General features: G+C 39.6%; 16 protein-coding genes and 1 riboswitch. Of the genes, 7 read left to right on the forward strand and 9 right to left on the reverse strand.

Going from position 1 to position 17,480, the window contains the following annotated elements:
- The first annotated feature begins 467 nt into the window (after nucleotides 1-467).
- The 4 genes from rsfS (at nucleotide 468) to G496_RS0107275 (ending at nucleotide 3,768) form a co-directional block, all read left to right on the forward strand.
- Nucleotides 468-842 carry a ribosome silencing factor gene (rsfS, locus tag G496_RS0107260; protein WP_027178706.1) on the forward strand — a complete coding sequence of 125 codons (375 nt, stop codon included), beginning with the start codon at nucleotides 468-470 and terminating at the stop codon, nucleotides 840-842.
- A gap of 37 nt (nucleotides 843-879) precedes the next feature.
- The gene (gene gpmI / locus G496_RS0107265; protein WP_027178707.1) at nucleotides 880-2,415 is read left to right on the forward strand and encodes a 2,3-bisphosphoglycerate-independent phosphoglycerate mutase; all 1,536 of its coding nucleotides are present in this window, start codon (nucleotides 880-882) and stop codon (nucleotides 2,413-2,415) included.
- A gap of 1 nt (nucleotide 2,416) precedes the next feature.
- On the forward strand, nucleotides 2,417-2,659 hold the full coding sequence (locus G496_RS0107270) for a hypothetical protein (protein ID WP_027178708.1): 243 nt from the start codon (nucleotides 2,417-2,419) through the stop codon (nucleotides 2,657-2,659).
- A 227-nt stretch (nucleotides 2,660-2,886) separates the two neighbouring features.
- Nucleotides 2,887-3,768 carry a 1,4-dihydroxy-2-naphthoate polyprenyltransferase gene (locus G496_RS0107275; RefSeq protein WP_027178709.1) on the forward strand — a complete coding sequence of 294 codons (882 nt, stop codon included), beginning with the start codon at nucleotides 2,887-2,889 and terminating at the stop codon, nucleotides 3,766-3,768.
- Nucleotides 3,769-3,871: 103 nt separating this feature from the next.
- Here the strand turns inward: G496_RS0107275 and G496_RS0107280 are convergent, their stop codons facing one another.
- The 7 genes from G496_RS0107280 to G496_RS0107310 form a co-directional block, all read right to left on the reverse strand.
- Nucleotides 3,872-6,130, reverse strand: a complete 2,259-nt coding sequence (locus G496_RS0107280) for a carboxyl transferase domain-containing protein (protein ID WP_027178710.1) — start codon at nucleotides 6,128-6,130, stop codon at nucleotides 3,872-3,874.
- 8 nt (nucleotides 6,131-6,138) lie between these two features.
- Entirely contained in the window at nucleotides 6,139-7,557 is a 1,419-nt protein-coding gene (locus G496_RS0107285; protein WP_027178711.1) for a biotin carboxylase N-terminal domain-containing protein, read from the reverse strand.
- Nucleotides 7,558-7,930: 373 nt separating this feature from the next.
- On the reverse strand, nucleotides 7,931-8,575 hold the full coding sequence (locus tag G496_RS19095; protein WP_051294895.1) for a tetratricopeptide repeat protein: 645 nt from the start codon (nucleotides 8,573-8,575) through the stop codon (nucleotides 7,931-7,933).
- A gap of 86 nt (nucleotides 8,576-8,661) precedes the next feature.
- Entirely contained in the window at nucleotides 8,662-9,930 is a 1,269-nt protein-coding gene (locus tag G496_RS0107295) for a Y-family DNA polymerase (RefSeq protein ID WP_027178712.1), read from the reverse strand.
- Nucleotides 9,927-10,373 (reverse strand): LexA family protein, encoded by a 447-nt coding sequence (locus tag G496_RS0107300; RefSeq protein ID WP_051294896.1) that lies wholly within the window; start codon nucleotides 10,371-10,373, stop codon nucleotides 9,927-9,929. Before G496_RS0107300 ends, G496_RS0107295 begins: the two co-directional genes overlap by 4 nt.
- Nucleotides 10,374-10,498: 125 nt before the next feature.
- Nucleotides 10,499-11,416, reverse strand: a complete 918-nt coding sequence (locus G496_RS0107305; RefSeq protein WP_027178714.1) for a DHH family phosphoesterase — start codon at nucleotides 11,414-11,416, stop codon at nucleotides 10,499-10,501.
- A 117-nt stretch (nucleotides 11,417-11,533) separates the two neighbouring features.
- Nucleotides 11,534-11,956 (reverse strand): universal stress protein, encoded by a 423-nt coding sequence (locus G496_RS0107310; protein ID WP_027178715.1) that lies wholly within the window; start codon nucleotides 11,954-11,956, stop codon nucleotides 11,534-11,536.
- An 850-nt stretch (nucleotides 11,957-12,806) separates the two neighbouring features.
- On the opposite strand from G496_RS0107310, the gene G496_RS0107315 reads away from it, so the two are divergent.
- Nucleotides 12,807-13,385, forward strand: a complete 579-nt coding sequence (locus G496_RS0107315; RefSeq protein WP_027178716.1) for a TetR/AcrR family transcriptional regulator — start codon at nucleotides 12,807-12,809, stop codon at nucleotides 13,383-13,385.
- A gap of 112 nt (nucleotides 13,386-13,497) precedes the next feature.
- On the opposite strand, the gene cynS is transcribed toward G496_RS0107315, so the two are convergent.
- Nucleotides 13,498-13,941 (reverse strand): cyanase, encoded by a 444-nt coding sequence (cynS, locus tag G496_RS0107320; RefSeq protein ID WP_027178717.1) that lies wholly within the window; start codon nucleotides 13,939-13,941, stop codon nucleotides 13,498-13,500.
- Nucleotides 13,942-14,282: 341 nt separating this feature from the next.
- On the opposite strand from cynS, the gene G496_RS0107325 reads away from it, so the two are divergent.
- Both G496_RS0107325 and G496_RS0107330 read left to right on the forward strand, forming a co-directional pair.
- On the forward strand, nucleotides 14,283-15,188 hold the full coding sequence (locus G496_RS0107325) for a TIGR01777 family oxidoreductase (RefSeq protein WP_027178718.1): 906 nt from the start codon (nucleotides 14,283-14,285) through the stop codon (nucleotides 15,186-15,188).
- 387 nt (nucleotides 15,189-15,575) lie between these two features.
- Nucleotides 15,576-15,677: riboswitch (glycine riboswitch) on the forward strand.
- A gap of 104 nt (nucleotides 15,678-15,781) precedes the next feature.
- The gene (locus G496_RS0107330) at nucleotides 15,782-17,131 is read left to right on the forward strand and encodes an alanine/glycine:cation symporter family protein (RefSeq protein WP_027178719.1); all 1,350 of its coding nucleotides are present in this window, start codon (nucleotides 15,782-15,784) and stop codon (nucleotides 17,129-17,131) included.
- A gap of 115 nt (nucleotides 17,132-17,246) precedes the next feature.
- Here G496_RS0107330 and G496_RS21330 read toward each other — a convergent pair.
- A partial coding sequence (locus G496_RS21330) for a hypothetical protein (RefSeq protein WP_027178720.1) occupies nucleotides 17,247-17,480 on the reverse strand: 234 nt, incomplete at its 5' end.

Genomic DNA, 17,480 nt, shown 5'->3' on the forward strand with positions numbered 1-17,480 from the left:
GCCTCCTGCTTTGACGTTCTCCCGGACTAGTAAGTGGGTTTGGTTTAAAAAAAAGGCCACGGGCGGTACCCGTGGCCTGCATGCTGATTTTAAATTATACCAATAACCACGGGCGACTCAGTTTTGAGTCATAAAAAAGTGGCAAAAGCCGAAAAAAAAAGGAAAAAAACCGTGGTTGTTCATAGCGTCAAGATAATGCACAACATGATTTGCAGAGTCAAGATAGAAAAGTCATTATCGACTGACATATTTGTTTTTCTTTCATAAAATGGTAGCATAGTTCATTGCGTATTACGCGCAAATTAACTATATAATCTGCTGGATGTCGGGTGTTGTTTTGTGTAGTCTTAATCCTAAACCTGAATTTTCGGGTGGATTGTGATAATTGACACCTTAACCTGTATAATAGGCTGTTATTAGAGTTTTTGGCTAGCCAAGCCGATGCAATATAATAAAAATAGAAGATAATGGAAAACAAAGCTAAAAAATTTATTGAAATTGATACAAAGGAAAAAGCCCGCAAAGTTGCAGGGTGGCTGGATGACAAGCAGGCGTCGGAAATTATAGGAATCGATGTTCATGAAGTTTGTCCCATAGCTGAGATTGTAATGGTTGTGACAGCTAAAGGAGTTCGTCATTCCCAGGCTCTTGCCGACCATATTCTGGGAATGCTTGCGGAAAATAAGATCGAGTACCTCGGAATGGAAGGATATAAATCAGGAGATTGGATTCTTCTCGATCTTAACGACATTATTGTCCATATCTTTCAGGAAGATAATCGCAGCTTTTATAATATTGAAGGTCTCTGGTCTGAAGGAACTCAAATAGAGCTGGACAGCTAAAAGAAAAGGGTAATCCTTTTCGAGGAGTGATAGGTCCATGATTGATCGTACTGGTACGCCCACTGTTTTATTGATATTGGACGGATGGGGGATTGCGCCTGCCGGGCAGGGAAATGCTGTTGCACTTGCCAAAACACCTGTCCTTGATTCTCTTTTTCTCAATTGTCCTAATACCCGGCTTAAATGTTCAGGGAGATCTGTCGGACTTCCAGACGGTTTTATGGGTAATTCAGAGGTGGGGCATACCAATATCGGAGCTGGAAGAGTTGTCTATCAGGATATGACCAGAATAGATATTGATATTGAAGAAGACAGACTTTCAGCAAATTCTTCCCTTTGTGATCTCATCTCCAGTGTAAAAAAATCCGGTGGTAAATTACACTTTATGGGGTTGCTGTCTGACGGTGGAGTTCATTCACATGTCAATCATCTTTATGAGTTGCTGAAAGTTGCCAAAGATGCCGGAGTCTCAGATGTTATTATTCACGCTTTTATGGACGGGCGTGATACTTCTCCGACCAGTGGTAAAAACTATATGTCAGATTTGCTTAGCAAAATGACTAAGATAGGTATTGGCCGGGTTGGAACAATTTCCGGCAGATATTATTCCATGGACAGGGATAAACATTATGAACGTAATGAATTGTCCTACAAAGCTCTTGTTCTGGGAGAAGGGCCTAAGGTTACAGATCCAGTTTCCGGAATAGTTGAAGCCTATGAAGCCGGGCAGACCGATGAATTTATAAAGCCTCTTATTGTTGATGGTGTTGATGGGAAAATTGCCGACGGTGACGGCGTCTTTTTCTTTAATTTCAGAGCTGATCGTGCTCGCCAGATGTGCCGTGTTATAGCATTCGATGATTTTAAAGAATTTGAGCGTCCTATCAAGCCAAGCCTTTCCGGTTTTGTCACTATGACAAGGTATGAAAAAGATTTTCCATTTCCTGTAGCTTATCCGCCTCAGGAAATTGTTAATCCTATAGGTCAGGTTGTTTCAGAAAAAGGTTTCAGGCAGCTTAGAATCGCCGAGACTGAAAAATATGCCCATGTAACTTATTTTATGAATGGCGGGCGCGAAGAACCTTTTGAGGGTGAGGACAGAATTCTTGTTCCTTCTCCAAGAGAAGTTGCGACTTATGACCAGAAACCCCAGATGAGTGCGGAAGAAGTAACTTCAAAGCTGGTTGAAGCTCTCCCCAATTATACTCTCTGCATTTGTAATCTTGCCAATCTGGACATGGTCGGCCATTCAGGAGTTATTCCTGCTGCAATTGCCGCATGCGAAACAGTTGATACTTGTGTCGGTAAAATTGTTGAAGCTGTAACAAAAGCAGGTGGTAGAATTCTGCTTACCGCAGACCACGGTAATGCCGAAGAAATGATAGATGCTGACGGAGGCCCTCAGACTTCTCATAGTCTTAATGAAGTTCCTCTTGTTTTTATCGGGGATGAATTTAAAGGGTGTAAACCAGAATCAGGCGCATTGTGCGATCTGGCTCCAACGTTATTGAATGAAATAGGAATTGAAATTCCTAAAGAAATGACCGGTAAAGTACTTATTAAGAGTGAATAAAATGTCTCAATCACGTAAACCCATGTCCCCTGTGCGCCCGACTGGAATGGAAATAATTTTTCTTTATTCCTGCCCTTATTGTGAGCGTCAGGTTCCTTTGATATCCCCAACACAGCCTTCTGTTATTCAGTGTGATGCTTGTCGCAGAGAGTTTCCAATAATTCCTGTAGATGAAAAGAACATTCGTTTTTACAAAGCTATGCTGGCAAATGGTAATGCCGCAATTGATCCTGATTTTGCGTAGTATGAATTATGTAACCAAATATCGTGGCTCAGTTCTTATGCTCTGATTCAATTATTTGATTTTTAAATATAGCATGAAAGTAAGAATCTAAGGCCGATAAAGTTGATTTAAAGTATCTAGTAGCTCGGATAATGCAGATTTAGTCGTTTTAAATAAAGACTGAAATTGTTTTATCCGAGCTTTTTTTGACCTGAAATAAAATTTAACCTTCAATTTAAGATAATGCTATGAATAACAGTTTGAGATTGTGGATTCTTGCAATGCGCCCCAAAACTCTTCCTGCTGCGGTTTGTCCGGTTCTTGTAGGAAGTGCCCTTGCTGTACAGGCAAATAGGTTTCAATTCATCCCAGCCACCCTATGCTTATTGTTCGCTTTATTTATTCAGATCGGTACAAATTTTGCCAACGATTACTATGACTATATTAAGGGTGCTGATACCGAAGAACGTCAGGGGCCCAAAAGAATGACAGCTTCCGGATTAATTCCTCTTAACCGTATGAAAATTATGACAGCTGTTATTTTTTTTATGGCGTTCCTGTTTGGAGTAGGACTTCTCCCTTTTGGAGGATGGTGGCTGCTTTTGGTAGGAATAATTTCCATCATGCTTGGTTATGGATATACTGCGGGTCCTTTTCCTCTTTCATATTTAGGTCTTGGTGAAATTTTTGTTATGATCTTTTTTGGTTGGGTTGCTGTTTGCTGTACTTATCTTGTTCAGGCCGGCAACATTTCATTTCTTTCGTTTCTTGGGGGTACTGCTGTCGGAGCCTTGAGTACAAATCTGCTAGTCATAAATAATCATCGGGATGTTGAAACAGATATCAAAGCTGATAAAAAAACTTTGGCAGTCAGGTTCGGGCGAGGATTTTCTGCTTTTGAATATCGTGTCTGGTTTTTGGTGGCTTTGATATGTACCATTGTGATGGCGATTGCTCTCAAGTCTGTCTGGATTTTTTTGCCCTTGATATCTCTTCCGCTAGCTATAAAGCTTAGTAAAATGATTGGAAAACCTCAGACCGGAAAAGTTTATATTGCTATGCTTGGCAAGACTTCTATTGTGATGGTCCTATATTGTGTGCTTTTAAGTATTGGGCTCATATTTAGCTGAAGAATTTTTTAAAAATTGAAATTAATATCATCTAAAAAGTCCCCATTGCAGTGAGCAATGGGGACTTTTGTATTCTAAATTAACTATGCTTTTTTGCTTGGCATTATCTGTAGTATAAGTTTCTACCACCAACTGTGAGAAAAGCCTGATGAAGATTTCTACGAACATCACGCCTATCCCATATATCCTGAATATGTCCTCTGGCCAAAGCATTGTAAGCAGAATGATAATCCGGTGGAATATCAAGACCTGTTGTCTCTTTGATAACCCCCGGTCCGGCAAAACCGATACGGGACGATCTCACCGCGTACTGGTATGGAGAGCAGCCGAGGAAGCTTGCAACCGGTCCGGCATAAGAGTTTGTGTCATACAGAACTATATATAAACCGCCTGACTCAATGTAGCGGCGTACAGCAAGGGTACAGCGGGGCATTTGTATAAGTCCGTTAGTACCTTCCTGAATTCTTATTCCTGCTGTTCCATGAACATATGCGAGGAACGGGTAACGTTTTTTACCAGCCAGTTCTAAAGCTCTGACAAATTTTTCACCTTCAGCTGCACCAACAGAGCCTCCTCTGAATGGAGCTGCAAGTGTCGCGCAAATTACCCTTGTATGCTTGATTTTAGCTTCAAAGGTTAAACATCCACTCTGTAATCCAGTCTTTGCTTTAGCTGCATCCAACCGTTCCTGATAGTTTGGAAAGTTGGTGGGGTTACCTGAACAAATTGATTTGTTGAATTCACGAACACTTCCCCAATCGAAAAGATTGGCAATGTACCATCTGTATTCCATCGGGAAATGATGTCCGCATGTTGGGCAGACTCCAGCAAATTCATCAAAGAGGTCACGGGCCCATATTTCTAGGCAGCCGTGTGTTTCTGCATTAGGGCAGGTTATTTCACGGTCTTCTGATGCTCTGGGGCTTACATAATGACGGTATTCTGCCGGTGGTCTCTGTTCTTCAACATCTTCTGAAAGCTTAGTCAGTTCAAATTCTACTTCCTGACTAGATTTTCCTGAAAATCCTATTTTTTCAGCGGCAACCTGCTTAAACTGATCCATTTTGTTAGTAACAACATGGAACTCATCTTTGGCTTCTTCGGCAAAACGCTGAATTTTTGATTGATACTTCTTTATCAGGTCGTAGCGAATTGTTGAGTAGGCGGCTGCCATAGTATCAACTTTTGCTGAATTGATTTTTTCAAGAAGGGTACGGTTGTCAGCGTATGCGTGCTGGCTCATGCGGCGATATTTTTTATATCTTTTCCAGAGCAGACGCTCTTTGGCACTGGAGTTTATCGACCAGCGCACAAACACAGATTCTGACCCCTGTGTTGCTTTTTTATGATGTTTTATTGCTGCACCGCGGAAAAAGCAGAATCCTTTAGTATTCAGAACAACTTCATCCGTTGCTCTGATTACTTCTGAACGCAGTTCCTTGAAAAAATCGAAATGATTTGGTCTGGCTCCTAACGGTGGTTCTTCAAGAACTCCATCTATATATCCGAATCTTAAGTTATCATGTGCGGTGATACATTGATGCTTTGCACATGTTTCTATCAATTCCTGCGGAGCACGTTCACCGCGTTTAACTCTTCCCTCGATAGCTGCGGCACCTTCAGGTGAGATAACAGAGTAATAGCCGTGTGATAGCATGAGGCGTTTATCTGCCATAGCTATAGCTTCAGCTCCACCTGATCCTCCTTCTGAAATTACAGAAATAATAGGAACATCAAGGCCGCACATTTCGTAAATATTTTCTGCTATCTGCTGGGCTGCTCCGGGATAATCCTCAATAGGATATGAACCGGGAGTAAAAACATAGGTATGAATAGGAATATTTTCTCTGGCGGCAACTTTCATATAGCGCAGAGCATTTGCATTACCCCACGGTTTTATCGAGCCTCCGTTACGGAATTCCTGTCCATGGCCTTTTTCCTGGCCGACAACCATTACAGGCTGGTTATGAACTTTTTTACCAATTCTTCTGGTGATGTATGCGCGGGCGATGACCATACCCGGATCAATGCTCATATCATCTTTACCACCGACTTCTGTATAATTGTCGTAGACATTTTCCAGTATGTCTTTGAGGCAGATGCGTTCAGAATGGCGTACAATACGAACTTTATCCATGGGGGTAAGTGAAGAGTCTATGTCTTTTTCCAGCACAGCAAGGCTTTCACTTAAAGCATTGAGCTTATCCCACAGCTCGTTCAGACTAATATTGATATTTTTATCCAGAAAGGTTTCAAGCTTATGGTTGAATGCAGTCAGTCTTTTATCCTCTTTTTGACCGAGAATATCCTGTGCATAGGCTACTCGCTTTTGAAGACCTTCCAGTTTTTTTTCTATATCCATAGCTATCTTTAAAATTCCAATAAGTTGTTTGTTTTTTCAGCCAGAAATTCAAGGTTGGATTTAAGGGCAACTTCTTTGCGATCTTTTCCTTTAAGAACAAAATCTTCAAGAAATTCGTGACCTCTTGATTTCGCTTCCGCAAGGTCTTTACCCCAGATAATTGCCAGAGCAAGGTTGGGGTCGAATTCTGTCGGAATCTGATAAGGCAGATCTTTCGGAATATGAGTGTGCATTTTCAGCCATTCTTTTTCTTCCCAGTGAAGCTCATGAATCTGGCCGGCCCATGGTGCGAATTTGTTATCGGTATCTTCCGCAATTATTCGATATTCGATGCCTACACCATCAAATGTGACATCTTCCTGCGAGTATCCCATCTCTTCACCAAGAGCGAGACGGATCTGTTCACGAATAAGGTTGACGTTGTTTTTACCTTTAATGCGGGAAATAGCCGCTGAAACACCATTTTCTACCTGAATTCTGGTATTGACTTCCATAAGGAAAGGTTCCCCTACAGGGGTCACAATCCATTCCCATGTACCCACGTTGTCATATTTAATTTCGCGGGCCATGTTTAATGAGTGCTCGACAATATCATCAAGAACTTTTTGTGCATCGAAAGAGTAGGCGAAACCTTCAGGAAAAAATCCCGGAGCTACTTCAATTCGTTTCTGTCTGCCTGGACTTTGTACCGAGCAGTTTCTAGTTCCGAAATGGACATGGTTTAATCCTGTTCTTTCAGAAACCATTTGAACTTCAAGATGGTTGAAGTTAAAAATGCGCTGTTCAATCAGAACTCCTTCATCATTGAAGGTACGCATAGAGTAGTTCCTGATTCTACGGTATACTTGGCGAAATTCGTCTATACTGTATACCTCGTCTATGCCCATTCCACCTCCGCCGGCAGAGGCTTTTACGAGAACTACAGGGCGTTTGACACCTTGTTTTTTCTGAAAATCGAATAAATTAGCGGCAATCTCTTCTGCTTCCAGTTCATCATATATTGCCCTGTCAGAGCCCGGTATCGTAGGCACACCAAGTTTTCTGGCAAGTCTTTTGGTATTGATTTTATCTCCGAGGTCTCTGATAACCCACCATGATGGTCCTATGAAAGTCATTGGACGGTCACGTTCTGTAACTCTGCGTGCGAAACGGAAGTTTTCAGAGAAAAAACCATATCCGGGATGAATGGCTGTGCAGTGGGTTTCATCAGCTACGGAGAGAATGTCACCCGCGTCATTATAAGATCTTATTTTATAGGCGGCTTTTGCTCCGCCAAGTTTTCTAGCTACATTTATATGGCCTGAATTTTTATCTTCTTCAGTGTAAACACTTACAAATTCAAGCCCGAGGTCCTTACTGGCCTCCATAATACGAACGGCTATTTCGCCTCTGTTTGCAATTAGAATTTTATCTTTTTTGGAATTCACTGTGATTTCCCTGATTCTTTCTGTTTATATCTTGTATAAGGAAAAAGTTATTTTCTATTTGGCATAAAGAGCCGCCACCGTTTTAAGGCATATGACAACGCTGTCAAGTTAAATGAATTTGCCGACACCAGCGTCTTTATACCTGTGAGGCAACTATTCCTTAATTCGTGATAGGGTATCCTGTTTGTGACAGTATAACATATCGGAATTGCAATATTCCTCACGCGGTTTGTATTTAATACTGTAAAAGTCTGTAAATTTCCAGAATATAGATAATTTTTTACATTCGTTAGAGTATGTTTAACTGAAACATTATAAAAATAAAAAAGCCTGCGGAAATCCGCAGGCTTTAGATGTTGTAAATCAGCTGTTTTTAGTCGAGGCCAAGAAAACCGGCCACAGCTCCTGTAATATCTTTACTTTCTTTGCTGTGCTGATGTCTATTTTGTTTATTGAGGGCCTCAGCTTCAGCAAGCATTTTTTTACGCTTTGCTGTGCAGGCGGCTATAACAGGATCAAGGTCAACTTTTTGTTCCTCAGGAATATTAAGTGACGCTATAAAATTTACCGTGTCAGCTTTTTTGGTTTCATCAAATTTATCCTGCATAATAGACATTCTGGTGTACTTCATAATATGCGGCAGGGCTTTTTCATCCTGACCTATTTCATGGTATGCCCGTGCCAGTTTGCGATGGGCCAGACGTTGATGTCCCTCATCAGAGGTATATTGCAGGCCTTTTTTGATAACTTTAATAGCCTTTTCAGGCTTGCCTTCTCTGATGTAGCAATCGCCAAGCATAATATAGCTTGGACCATATTCAGGGTTTGTCTTGATTGCTTTTTCAAAATAAGTTGATGCGGCCTGATCACAGTTAAGCATGAATGCCATTGTGCCGGTCTGATGCAGACCGAGAACTTCTTCTTTTGGCGCGCAACCGGCAATCGCCAGACCTATAAGAACTGCAATAGCAGCTTTTCCTGACCTTTTTATTAAAGGTGAGATCATTTCTGATTTCATTTGGTGCTTATTCTCCATTGGGACGGTTTATTTTTTGTCACCGCCATCCGGTATTTAATGCCCTAAACTTTTCAAATGGGCAAGGGTCAGTACACCATGGGTATTTCATTCCAATTGGTAGTATAATTGTCCGACTTAAAATTTTGTTTCATCTTCCAGTTTTGTTCAATTCCTTCAGACGCGTACTTAAGAGTGCCACTTCCAAATTTAGCATTTGTTTTATCCACAATTTTCATTAAATTTTCAAATTTCTGTGTAGCTGAGCTGTTTTCATATTCATTGAAGCTAATCTGTCTGCCCGACCTGTCAAGCAGGTTGGTTAGCATAACACCTGCTTTTTTGAATGAATACCCCTTTTTGAATATTCTGTTCAAAGCGTATATCGCTTTTGATGTTATCCATGGTGTATAATCCGTTTCAGGGTATAAATGTAAGCATATGGAGTTAGAATATTGAGGCATGTTTTTATGAGGATTTGTCATTAAAAAAACTGTAATCGCACCGGCTAATGAATTTTGCCTGCGGAGCTTTTCTGTGGCTCGGGCTGTATAACTCGAAACGGCTTCTTCAAGCTGTTGAATATCTGAAATTTGTCTTCCGAATGATCTGGAGGAGACAATTGCTTTTTTCGCAGGTGGAGCGTCTTCAAGCGCAATGCATGAAATTCCGCGTAACTCCAAAGCTGTTCTTAGTCCTGTTACTGTCAGTTTTTCTCTGAGCCAAAGATCAGGAAGATCTCTGAATTCTCTGGCGTTATTAATGCCTTTCTGGTTCAATTTATAAGCGTTTTTACGTCCTATCCCCCAGATTTCACTGACAGGGGTGAGCTCCAGTACTTTATCACAGGCATAACCTGGAATGACCGTAAAAATTCCAGATGATGTGAATTTTTTTGCAAATCTGTTGGCCAGTTTCGCTAGTGTCTTTGTCGGCCCGAAACCTACCGATATGGGAATTCCTGTCCATTGAAGTACTTTTTGACGTATTTCTATTCCGAGTAAATCGACTTTTTGTATTTCAGATTCGCTGATTGAAATAAATGATTCATCAATAGAGTATATCTCAGTTTCCGGACTGAAAGTTTCAAGAGTGTTTGAAACCCTCCGGGACATATCACCGTAAAGGGCATAGTTTGATGAAAAAAAGCGTACTCCATATTTATTGAAAAAATGTTTTGCTTTGAACGCTGGCATTCCCATTTCTATTCCAATTTTTTTGGCTTCCTGTGACCTTGAAATGATACAACCGTCATTGTTTGAGAGTATGACAACAGGTACATTCTGTATTGAAGGATTAAATACTCTTTCACATGAAACATAAAAATTATTGCAGTCTGCAAGAGCAAAAAGCTTCATCTTGAAGCCTTATGAATAATATAGGTAACGACTCCCCAGATTTCGAATGAGGTTTCTTCATGAATTTCAAAGTGAGGGTATGCATCATTTTCCGGAATCAGAAAAAGTTTTCCAGCCCTTGTTTTTAAGCGTTTTACGGTTAGCTCCCCATTTAATGCTGCTATGATGATAGAACCATTTTGGGCAGAGATAGATCTGTCGACTATGAGGATGTCGTTATCACTTATATTTGCCCCAATCATGGAGTCGCCGCATGCACGAACAAAAAAAGTTGCAGTTGGATTTCCTATCAGATGTTCATTAAGATCTAGATTGCGGTCAAGATAGTCATCAGCCGGTGAAGGAAATCCTGCTGATACGGGATTAAGGTATAAGGGCAGCTTACATCTGGTTGATGTTTTTAGCTGAAATATCTGATTCTTAAATTTATTTATGCAGGACATGTTTATTTTATATTGACTAAAGTTGTTTAATGTCAACTAAAAATAAACATTGTCTTTTATAATAAGAAAATCCCGTAACTGAAAATTACAGCTACGGGATTAACTCTATAATTTTTTAGAAATTTTTATTTTCCATCCATACAGCTGGCAACCAGCTCTCCTAGAACTGCATCGGCAGTGTCATGCGGAACCTGACATGTTCCGACCTGCTTATGGCCGCCTCCGCCATATTTTAACAGCAGGCTGCCTACATCTACTGAACTTGTTCTATTTAGAATGCTGTGCCCAACAGAAAAAACAGTGTTTTGTTTCTGTTTTCCCCACATAACCTGAATACTTATATTTGTCTCAGGATACATGGAATAAACAGTAAATCTGTTTCCAGGGAAAATTTCTTCCTGCTCACGAAGATCAATAACTATTACATTAGCGAAAACTTCTGTACAGTCCATGAGCATTTTTCTGAATTGGCGATCCCGTTCGTAATAAAGGTTTATACGCTCACGAACATCAGGGTGGGCAAGAATCTTATCAATTGGCATTTTTCTGCAATAATCGATAAGATTTTCCATTAGCTGGTAATTGCTTACATTGAAATGTCTGTATCTGCCGAGACCTGTTCTGGGATCCATAATGAATCCGAGAAGTATCCATCCGCTTGGATTTTCGATCTCTTCCGGGGTTAAATCACCACTGTCGACTTTATCAACATACGTGAGCATCTCGTCAAATTTGTTGCCAAATTTTTCATGACCGCCGAAGTATTCCCAAACAACCCTGGCGCAACTTTTTTCAGGCTTGGACATTCCTTTGAATTCCATAGATTGTCCCAGACGCTCATCTTCGCTTGAATGATGGTCAAACCAATAGCCGCAACCTTCAATGTATGGAACATTAGCTACTATATCGTTGGGATCTCCAGGATATTTGCCGTCCTGCACATCCTTGGGATGAACGAAAAGCCAGTTATCCATGATTCCAATATCAGTGAGCAGAACAGCACAGGCAAGTCCGTCAAAGTCAGATCTGGTAAGAAGCCGCATGGTCTCTCCTCAGTATTTCAAGTAAACAATTTCTGTCGGCAAGAGCATTGTCAGCTGTTATTCAATAACAACTAAATGTTAACTCATCAACCACAACAGAATAATTCTATTATAATTTTACCTGACGACCAGAACCGGACATGGTGCTGTGTGCAGAACTTTATGGGTGACACTGCCAACCAGAAGTCCTTCAATGTCTGATTTACCTTTTGAGCCCATTACTATCAAATCACATTCTTCATTTTCGGCAATGGAGGTGATGGTTTTTGCCGTTTCCCCACCTATTACTTTTTCGCAATAAGTAATTCCTTTTTTGGTTAGCTGCTGCGTATACGTCTTTAGTATAGCGTATGATTCTCTGGTATTATCATCAATGGCTTTTTGAAAATTGGGTTCACCAAGACCGGTTGGCACGGGGCGATGGCAATGCAGGATTGTTATTTTCCCATTTGTCATTTCTGACAGGGAAACGCCATATTCGAAAGCTTTTTGAGAATGCTTTGATTCATCTACGGGAATAAGGATATTTGAAAATTTCATGTGGCCTCCTTTAGGTGGAAATAGGGTGGTGTATGTTAAGAACCGGATATGAATATGATTACAACATTACCGGCTGGAAGACAGATTTTCTGTAAAGACTGATTGTTAGGTCGGATAAGTTAATTTGGGGATATTAGTTCAACATCTGATCTCTTGCAAGAAGTTGTGATGTAATTAACAATTTTAGCAAAAAGTTATAAAGATCAATTGTGAAATTTCATAATTAAAGATTATTTTGTTTGAATTCAGCATATTAATATTGATTACGATAATGTATGTTCTCATGTCTATTTTTTTAGATTATGAATAAATGAAAAGTATGCAGCGTTTAAAACCAAGCCGAAATACATATTGAATGAACAATCAGTTTTTTATGAGCAGATAATTAAATTAAAATTCGTGTTTTCATTTTAGGATAATTTTATATTTTATCTCTTAATATGCTGATAATATTAAATTAAAAAATAAGTAAAAAAAATGAAAAAAGTAGTTGACTGACAGATATACTGAATATATATTCAGTTCAGTTGAGAGGGAAAAGAACTTAAGAACTCTCAATATACTTTAGTAAATAATACGTTCTTTAATAAGTAAAATGTTTAGCAACGGTATCCGTATCTTTAGTGGCACCTTTAAAAGATACGGTTTATCCGAAGTAATATAGCCGATTGCTATGTAAAACACACCTTCCGTTTCCATTCCTTAAAGCAAAAGACCCTAATTTATTAGGGTCTTTTGTCTTTTATAGAGGGAAGTGGTATTAATTTTAAGTTGACGCTTTACAATTTATTATCATAAGAAATCTTTCTGTTATTTCTACATAATTCAAATTAAAATAAAGAGTTTATCAATGACTAAAAAGGATATGGTGCTGAAAGCGGCAAAGGAACTTTTCGGCGAATATGGGTACAATGATACTACGTTCAAGAAAATTGCCGATAGAGCCGGAGTTGCAGTAGGTCTCCTTTCTCATCATTATGGAAGTAAAGAAAAACTTTTTAGGGTTGCCGGACTTGATGTAACTGAACGTCTTGTAAATGTTTTGCAGGGAGAAGTTGCTGCTGCCGAATCCGGTCTTGAAGCAGTCTGTTTCTTCAGTGAAGGATATTTGAAATTTTCTGTTGACCCTAATGAAGATTTTTTAGTTCTGGTAAGATGTTCACCCTTTAGTGATTTGAAAATGGGAAATGACCGTGATGCCATGGTCCAGAAATTTGCACAGATTCCGGCTTTACTTGAAACTTGTGTTGCGAGGGGAGTTCGTGACGGATCGCTCCCTGATTTTCCTGTCTCTGAAACTGCCTCAATTGTTTTGTGTAATCTTGTCGGAGCAGTCAGAACGAAACTTCTTTCTCCATACAGCCCCCCGAATCTTTATGGAGGAATAGTTAAATTTATCAGACGCAGTCTTACAAACAGGAATAGTTAAACCTTTTTGTAGTATTATAGTTAGCTGACAGCTTAAAATGGTATCATCACATTCTAAGCATGAGTGCTGTATTGAGATGATACCATTCTTTAGCTATTCGAATTTTTAATTTTTACCATTTTCGATATGGCAGAAATTTTCCACTGTAAGTGACAACGACTCGATCACCTTTTGGGTCTTCTTTTTTATTGATATCAATTTCAAAATCGATTGCGCTCATAATTCCGTCACCAAACATTTCATGGATGAGTTCTTTCATTGTTGTTCCATAAACCTGTGTTATTTCATGGAATCTATAAATAAGAGGGTCGGCTACAACTGTTTCATCCAGAGATCCTTTCATTGGACATTTGGTAAGTTGCACTGCAACTTCATCATCGAGGCCCAACAGATCGGCGACAATTTTGGCTTGATCAGGTCCCATACTGTTTTGTCCCAGTAAAACAGATGTCACCCATACAGGATGCCCGCCAACTTTAGCTGCTATATCGTTCCAACTCATACCTTTTTTATCTTTTGCAGCTAAAATCAATTCTGTAGCTTCTTTTCTGGTCATAAGAACTCCTTTATATCTTTTTTGTTTCCGATAGTTACTAATCAAATTATATGCCATTTGAGATCCTAGACAGTTTAATAAAATTACCTTTTATTATAGGATGTTATTGATTTTAATATGTTGGTTTTAATTTTAAAAATTAACAATTTTGTGTTAAATTAACGTCTGCCAGTAACGAAAAGATAAAATAAAGAGTTTATTGGGATTATACAGTTGGTACACATCGCCGCAGTCATATTAATATTTTATTATTTGCATTCAAAATATGATACTCAGTTGTTTATTTATGGAGAATCTGTTTATATTTAGTTCAGCATTGAACTATAATTCAGGAGCTGGAAATGAAAATAGTTATTTCGGGTGGGACAGGGTTTATCGGTAGTTATCTCAGCCGGATGCTTGTTGGCAGCGGCTATGAAGTGATAGTTTTAAGTCGCTCATCAAGAGCGTCAAAGATTTCGGGGATAACCAATGTAAAATGGGACACGGATAATATTTCAGGTTGGAGTGAACATATAAATGGATGTAAAGCGGTTATTAATCTTGCTGGTGATAACATCGCTTCCGGAAGGTGGTCAGATTCCAAAAAGAAAAGTATTCTAGAAAGTCGCATAGCATCAGGAAAAGCTCTGGAACGGGCCGTCTTAGAAGTGGAAACTCCTCCAGAAGTTTTCATACAGGCTTCAGCAATAGGTTTTTATGGAGCTTTGGGGGCTGACCCTGTGACAGAAGTTTCTTCAGCCGGTAGCAATTTTTTAGCTGAAGTTTGCCAAAAATGGGAAAATTCCAGTCTGGAAGTTGAGAAGAAAGGAATCAGAAGAGTGATCATAAGGACCGGAATGGTTCTTGGTAATGGAGGAGCTCTTGCAAAAATGCTTCCTCCTTTTAAATTAGGTCTTGGCGGAGCTATTGGTGATGGTCATCAGGGCGTTTCATGGATTCATATCGATGATGAAATTGGGGCAATTAAATATTTAATTGAGAATGATCAATGTAAAGGTGTATTCAACCTTACAGCTCCATCACCAGTAACTTTCAATAGATTTGCAAAATCTATTGGAGCAGTACTTGGAAAACCTGTATTTATGCGCGTTCCATCTTTTATGATGAAGATTATGATGGGGCAGATGGCTCAGGAAGTTATTTTAAGCGGACAGTTTGTTTTGCCTGAGAAGCTTATTGCAGTAGAATATCCTTTTGAATATGTTGATGTAGAGGCAGCTCTTAGAGATATAATTATAAATTAGATTAGAAAAATATATTTTTTAAATATATTTTTTAAATATATTACTATACTGTATATTGTAGAGAATGGTCGTTGAATTCAAATTCAACGACCATTATTTTTTCTAAAATTCAAAGATACTATTTTGTGTTTAGTTTTGAAATTTAATTCGATTTTCGTATATAGCTTGCCACTGTTTCGAAGTTGATTCTTAAAAACGCCGATTTAAGAGAATTATTTTAATTTTTTAATAATTTTAGCCGTATAATATGGTTTATTTTGTATTGCAAAGAGGCTTTTCTAAGAGTATACACTCAACGTTTTTGTTAATCGGATGACGACAGCAGGAGAGATCGCAATTTATAGCGGCGCCGAAGAAGTAACTCTTTCAGGTTCAAGAACTGCTGTCTGACGAATCTCTGGAGAGACCTCAATCATCGAGGCGCCGAAGGAGCAAACGATGTAATTTGATCATCGTGAAACTCTCAGGCAAAAGGACAGAGCAAATAATCTGGACTCCAAACTCTTACTGGAGTCTTTTTTTAGTCCTCTCAAACCTTCCAAGGTTCGCAACATCCATCTTTTTATTAACTTTATTTTTTAAAGGATTTTAAAATGGATTTGCTACAGTTTCTTAACAGTGTAGACTCGTTTGTCTGGGGACCCCCTCTGCTTGTTTTGCTTGTCGGAACAGGTATCTATCTTACATTCCGTCTCGGTGTATTGCAGGTCATTAAACTTCCGCTGGCATTGCGTTACGTTTTTTGTCCTGAAAAAGAAGTAAGTAAGGATGCAGAAGGGGACGTTTCACCATTTGCTTCACTCTGCACAGCTCTCTCAGCTACAATCGGAACAGGTAATATTGTTGGTGTTGCTACCGCAATAAAAGCAGGTGGCCCAGGCGCATTATTCTGGATGTGGATTGCCGCTTTTTTTGGAATGGCAACAAAATATGCAGAAGCTCTTCTTTCTGTTAAGTATCGTATCACAGATGATAACGGACAGATGTCCGGTGGTCCGATGTATTATCTCGAACGTGGATTAAAAAATAAATTTCTTGCCCGCATGTTCGCCATTTTCGGGATAGGAGTTGCCTTTCTTGGAATCGGTACTTTCCCTCAGGTTAACGCCATTGCAGACGCCTCAATGGTTACTTTTGGATCTCCTAAAATAGTAACAGCTGTCATTCTGACAATTTTAGTTGCCGCTGTAACATTAGGCGGAATCCACCGTATTTCAGAAACAGCTAAAAGAATTGTACCGTTTGCCGCAGTCTTTTATGTACTCGCAGCTCTTTTAGTTATCGTTCTTAACCTTGATAAAGTTCCCGCAACAATTTCTCTCATTATTAATGCCGCATTTACTCCTGAGGCTGCCTTTGGCGGATCTCTTGGTATTACCATGATGATTGCCATGCGTAATGGTGTTGCCAGAGGTGTTTTTTCCAATGAATCCGGTCTGGGTAGTGCTCCTATTGCCGCTGCTGCAGCCCGCACCAATTCATGTGTCCGTCAGGGATTGATTGCTATGACAGGTACTTTCTTCGATACTATCATTATATGTACAATGACAGGTGTTGTGCTGGTAATGACAGGAGTCTGGAATAATCCTGATCTGGCTGGTGCAACAATGACAAGTCAGGCCTTCACCCTTGGTGTTGGTTCACAGATTGGTGAGTATGCTGTTAATATCGGTCTTATTTTCTTTGCATTCACAACCATACTCGGATGGAACTATTATGGTGAACGTTGTACAGAATATATAGCCGGGGTTAAGGGAATACTTCCTTTTAAGGTTGTTTACATTCTTCTCGTAGCCGGCGGTGCATTCATCAAGCTTGAAACTATCTGGACTCTGGCTGACATTGTTAATGGTCTGATGGCCATTCCTAACCTGATAGGTCTTCTCGGACTCTCAGGTGTTGTTATTGCCGAAACCAGAGCTTATTTTGCAGCAAGATCTTAGTTTTCAATTTGGCATAAAGTTTAAAAAGGCTGCGAGGAAACTCGCAGCCTCAGATTGCTGACTAACCCCGTTTTTTTTAAAAGCGGGGTTTTATTACGCCCTATTTCTGTTCGATTTAGTTTGAAAAATTTAAATTTGGTCGATCAAATCCCAAGTTCGAAGCAAAACAGTGAACGGAACTCTCTTTGAAGGCAATAGTTTTAAAAATATCAGAAAATATGCGTCTAGCGCTTAGGATAAGCGCTATTTTCTTCATGTTTTGGCAGGCTGCGCAGAGGAGACTTTGTTCTTGAGCCTTCGAGAGGCCGCGCATTCTGGCATAGCGATGTCCGTGAAGCTCTTTTGCATC

Origin of the sequence: Maridesulfovibrio bastinii DSM 16055, from assembly GCF_000429985.1 — a bacterium.
GTDB lineage: Bacteria > Desulfobacterota > Desulfovibrionia > Desulfovibrionales > Desulfovibrionaceae > Maridesulfovibrio > Maridesulfovibrio bastinii.

Excerpts from the sequence above, each read along its gene's own strand:
- G496_RS0107305 (WP_027178714.1), bottom strand. The coding sequence starts at position 11,416 with ATGCGGCTTCTTACCAGATCTGACTTTGACGGACTTGCCTGTGCTGTT.
- G496_RS0107280 (WP_027178710.1), bottom strand. The coding sequence starts at position 6,130 with ATGGATATAGAAAAAAAACTGGAAGGTCTTCAAAAGCGAGTAGCCTAT.
- G496_RS19095 (WP_051294895.1), bottom strand. The coding sequence starts at position 8,575 with ATGAAATCAGAAATGATCTCACCTTTAATAAAAAGGTCAGGAAAAGCT.
- G496_RS0107300 (WP_051294896.1), bottom strand. The coding sequence starts at position 10,373 with ATGTCCTGCATAAATAAATTTAAGAATCAGATATTTCAGCTAAAAACA.
- rsfS (WP_027178706.1), top strand. The coding sequence starts at position 468 with ATGGAAAACAAAGCTAAAAAATTTATTGAAATTGATACAAAGGAAAAA.
- G496_RS0107325 (WP_027178718.1), top strand. The coding sequence starts at position 14,283 with ATGAAAATAGTTATTTCGGGTGGGACAGGGTTTATCGGTAGTTATCTC.
- gpmI (WP_027178707.1), top strand. The coding sequence starts at position 880 with ATGATTGATCGTACTGGTACGCCCACTGTTTTATTGATATTGGACGGA.
- G496_RS0107330 (WP_027178719.1), top strand. The coding sequence starts at position 15,782 with ATGGATTTGCTACAGTTTCTTAACAGTGTAGACTCGTTTGTCTGGGGA.
- G496_RS0107310 (WP_027178715.1), bottom strand. The coding sequence starts at position 11,956 with ATGAAATTTTCAAATATCCTTATTCCCGTAGATGAATCAAAGCATTCT.
- cynS (WP_027178717.1), bottom strand. The coding sequence starts at position 13,941 with ATGACCAGAAAAGAAGCTACAGAATTGATTTTAGCTGCAAAAGATAAA.
- G496_RS0107270 (WP_027178708.1), top strand. The coding sequence starts at position 2,417 with ATGTCTCAATCACGTAAACCCATGTCCCCTGTGCGCCCGACTGGAATG.
- G496_RS0107275 (WP_027178709.1), top strand. The coding sequence starts at position 2,887 with ATGAATAACAGTTTGAGATTGTGGATTCTTGCAATGCGCCCCAAAACT.
- G496_RS0107295 (WP_027178712.1), bottom strand. The coding sequence starts at position 9,930 with ATGAAGCTTTTTGCTCTTGCAGACTGCAATAATTTTTATGTTTCATGT.
- G496_RS0107315 (WP_027178716.1), top strand. The coding sequence starts at position 12,807 with ATGACTAAAAAGGATATGGTGCTGAAAGCGGCAAAGGAACTTTTCGGC.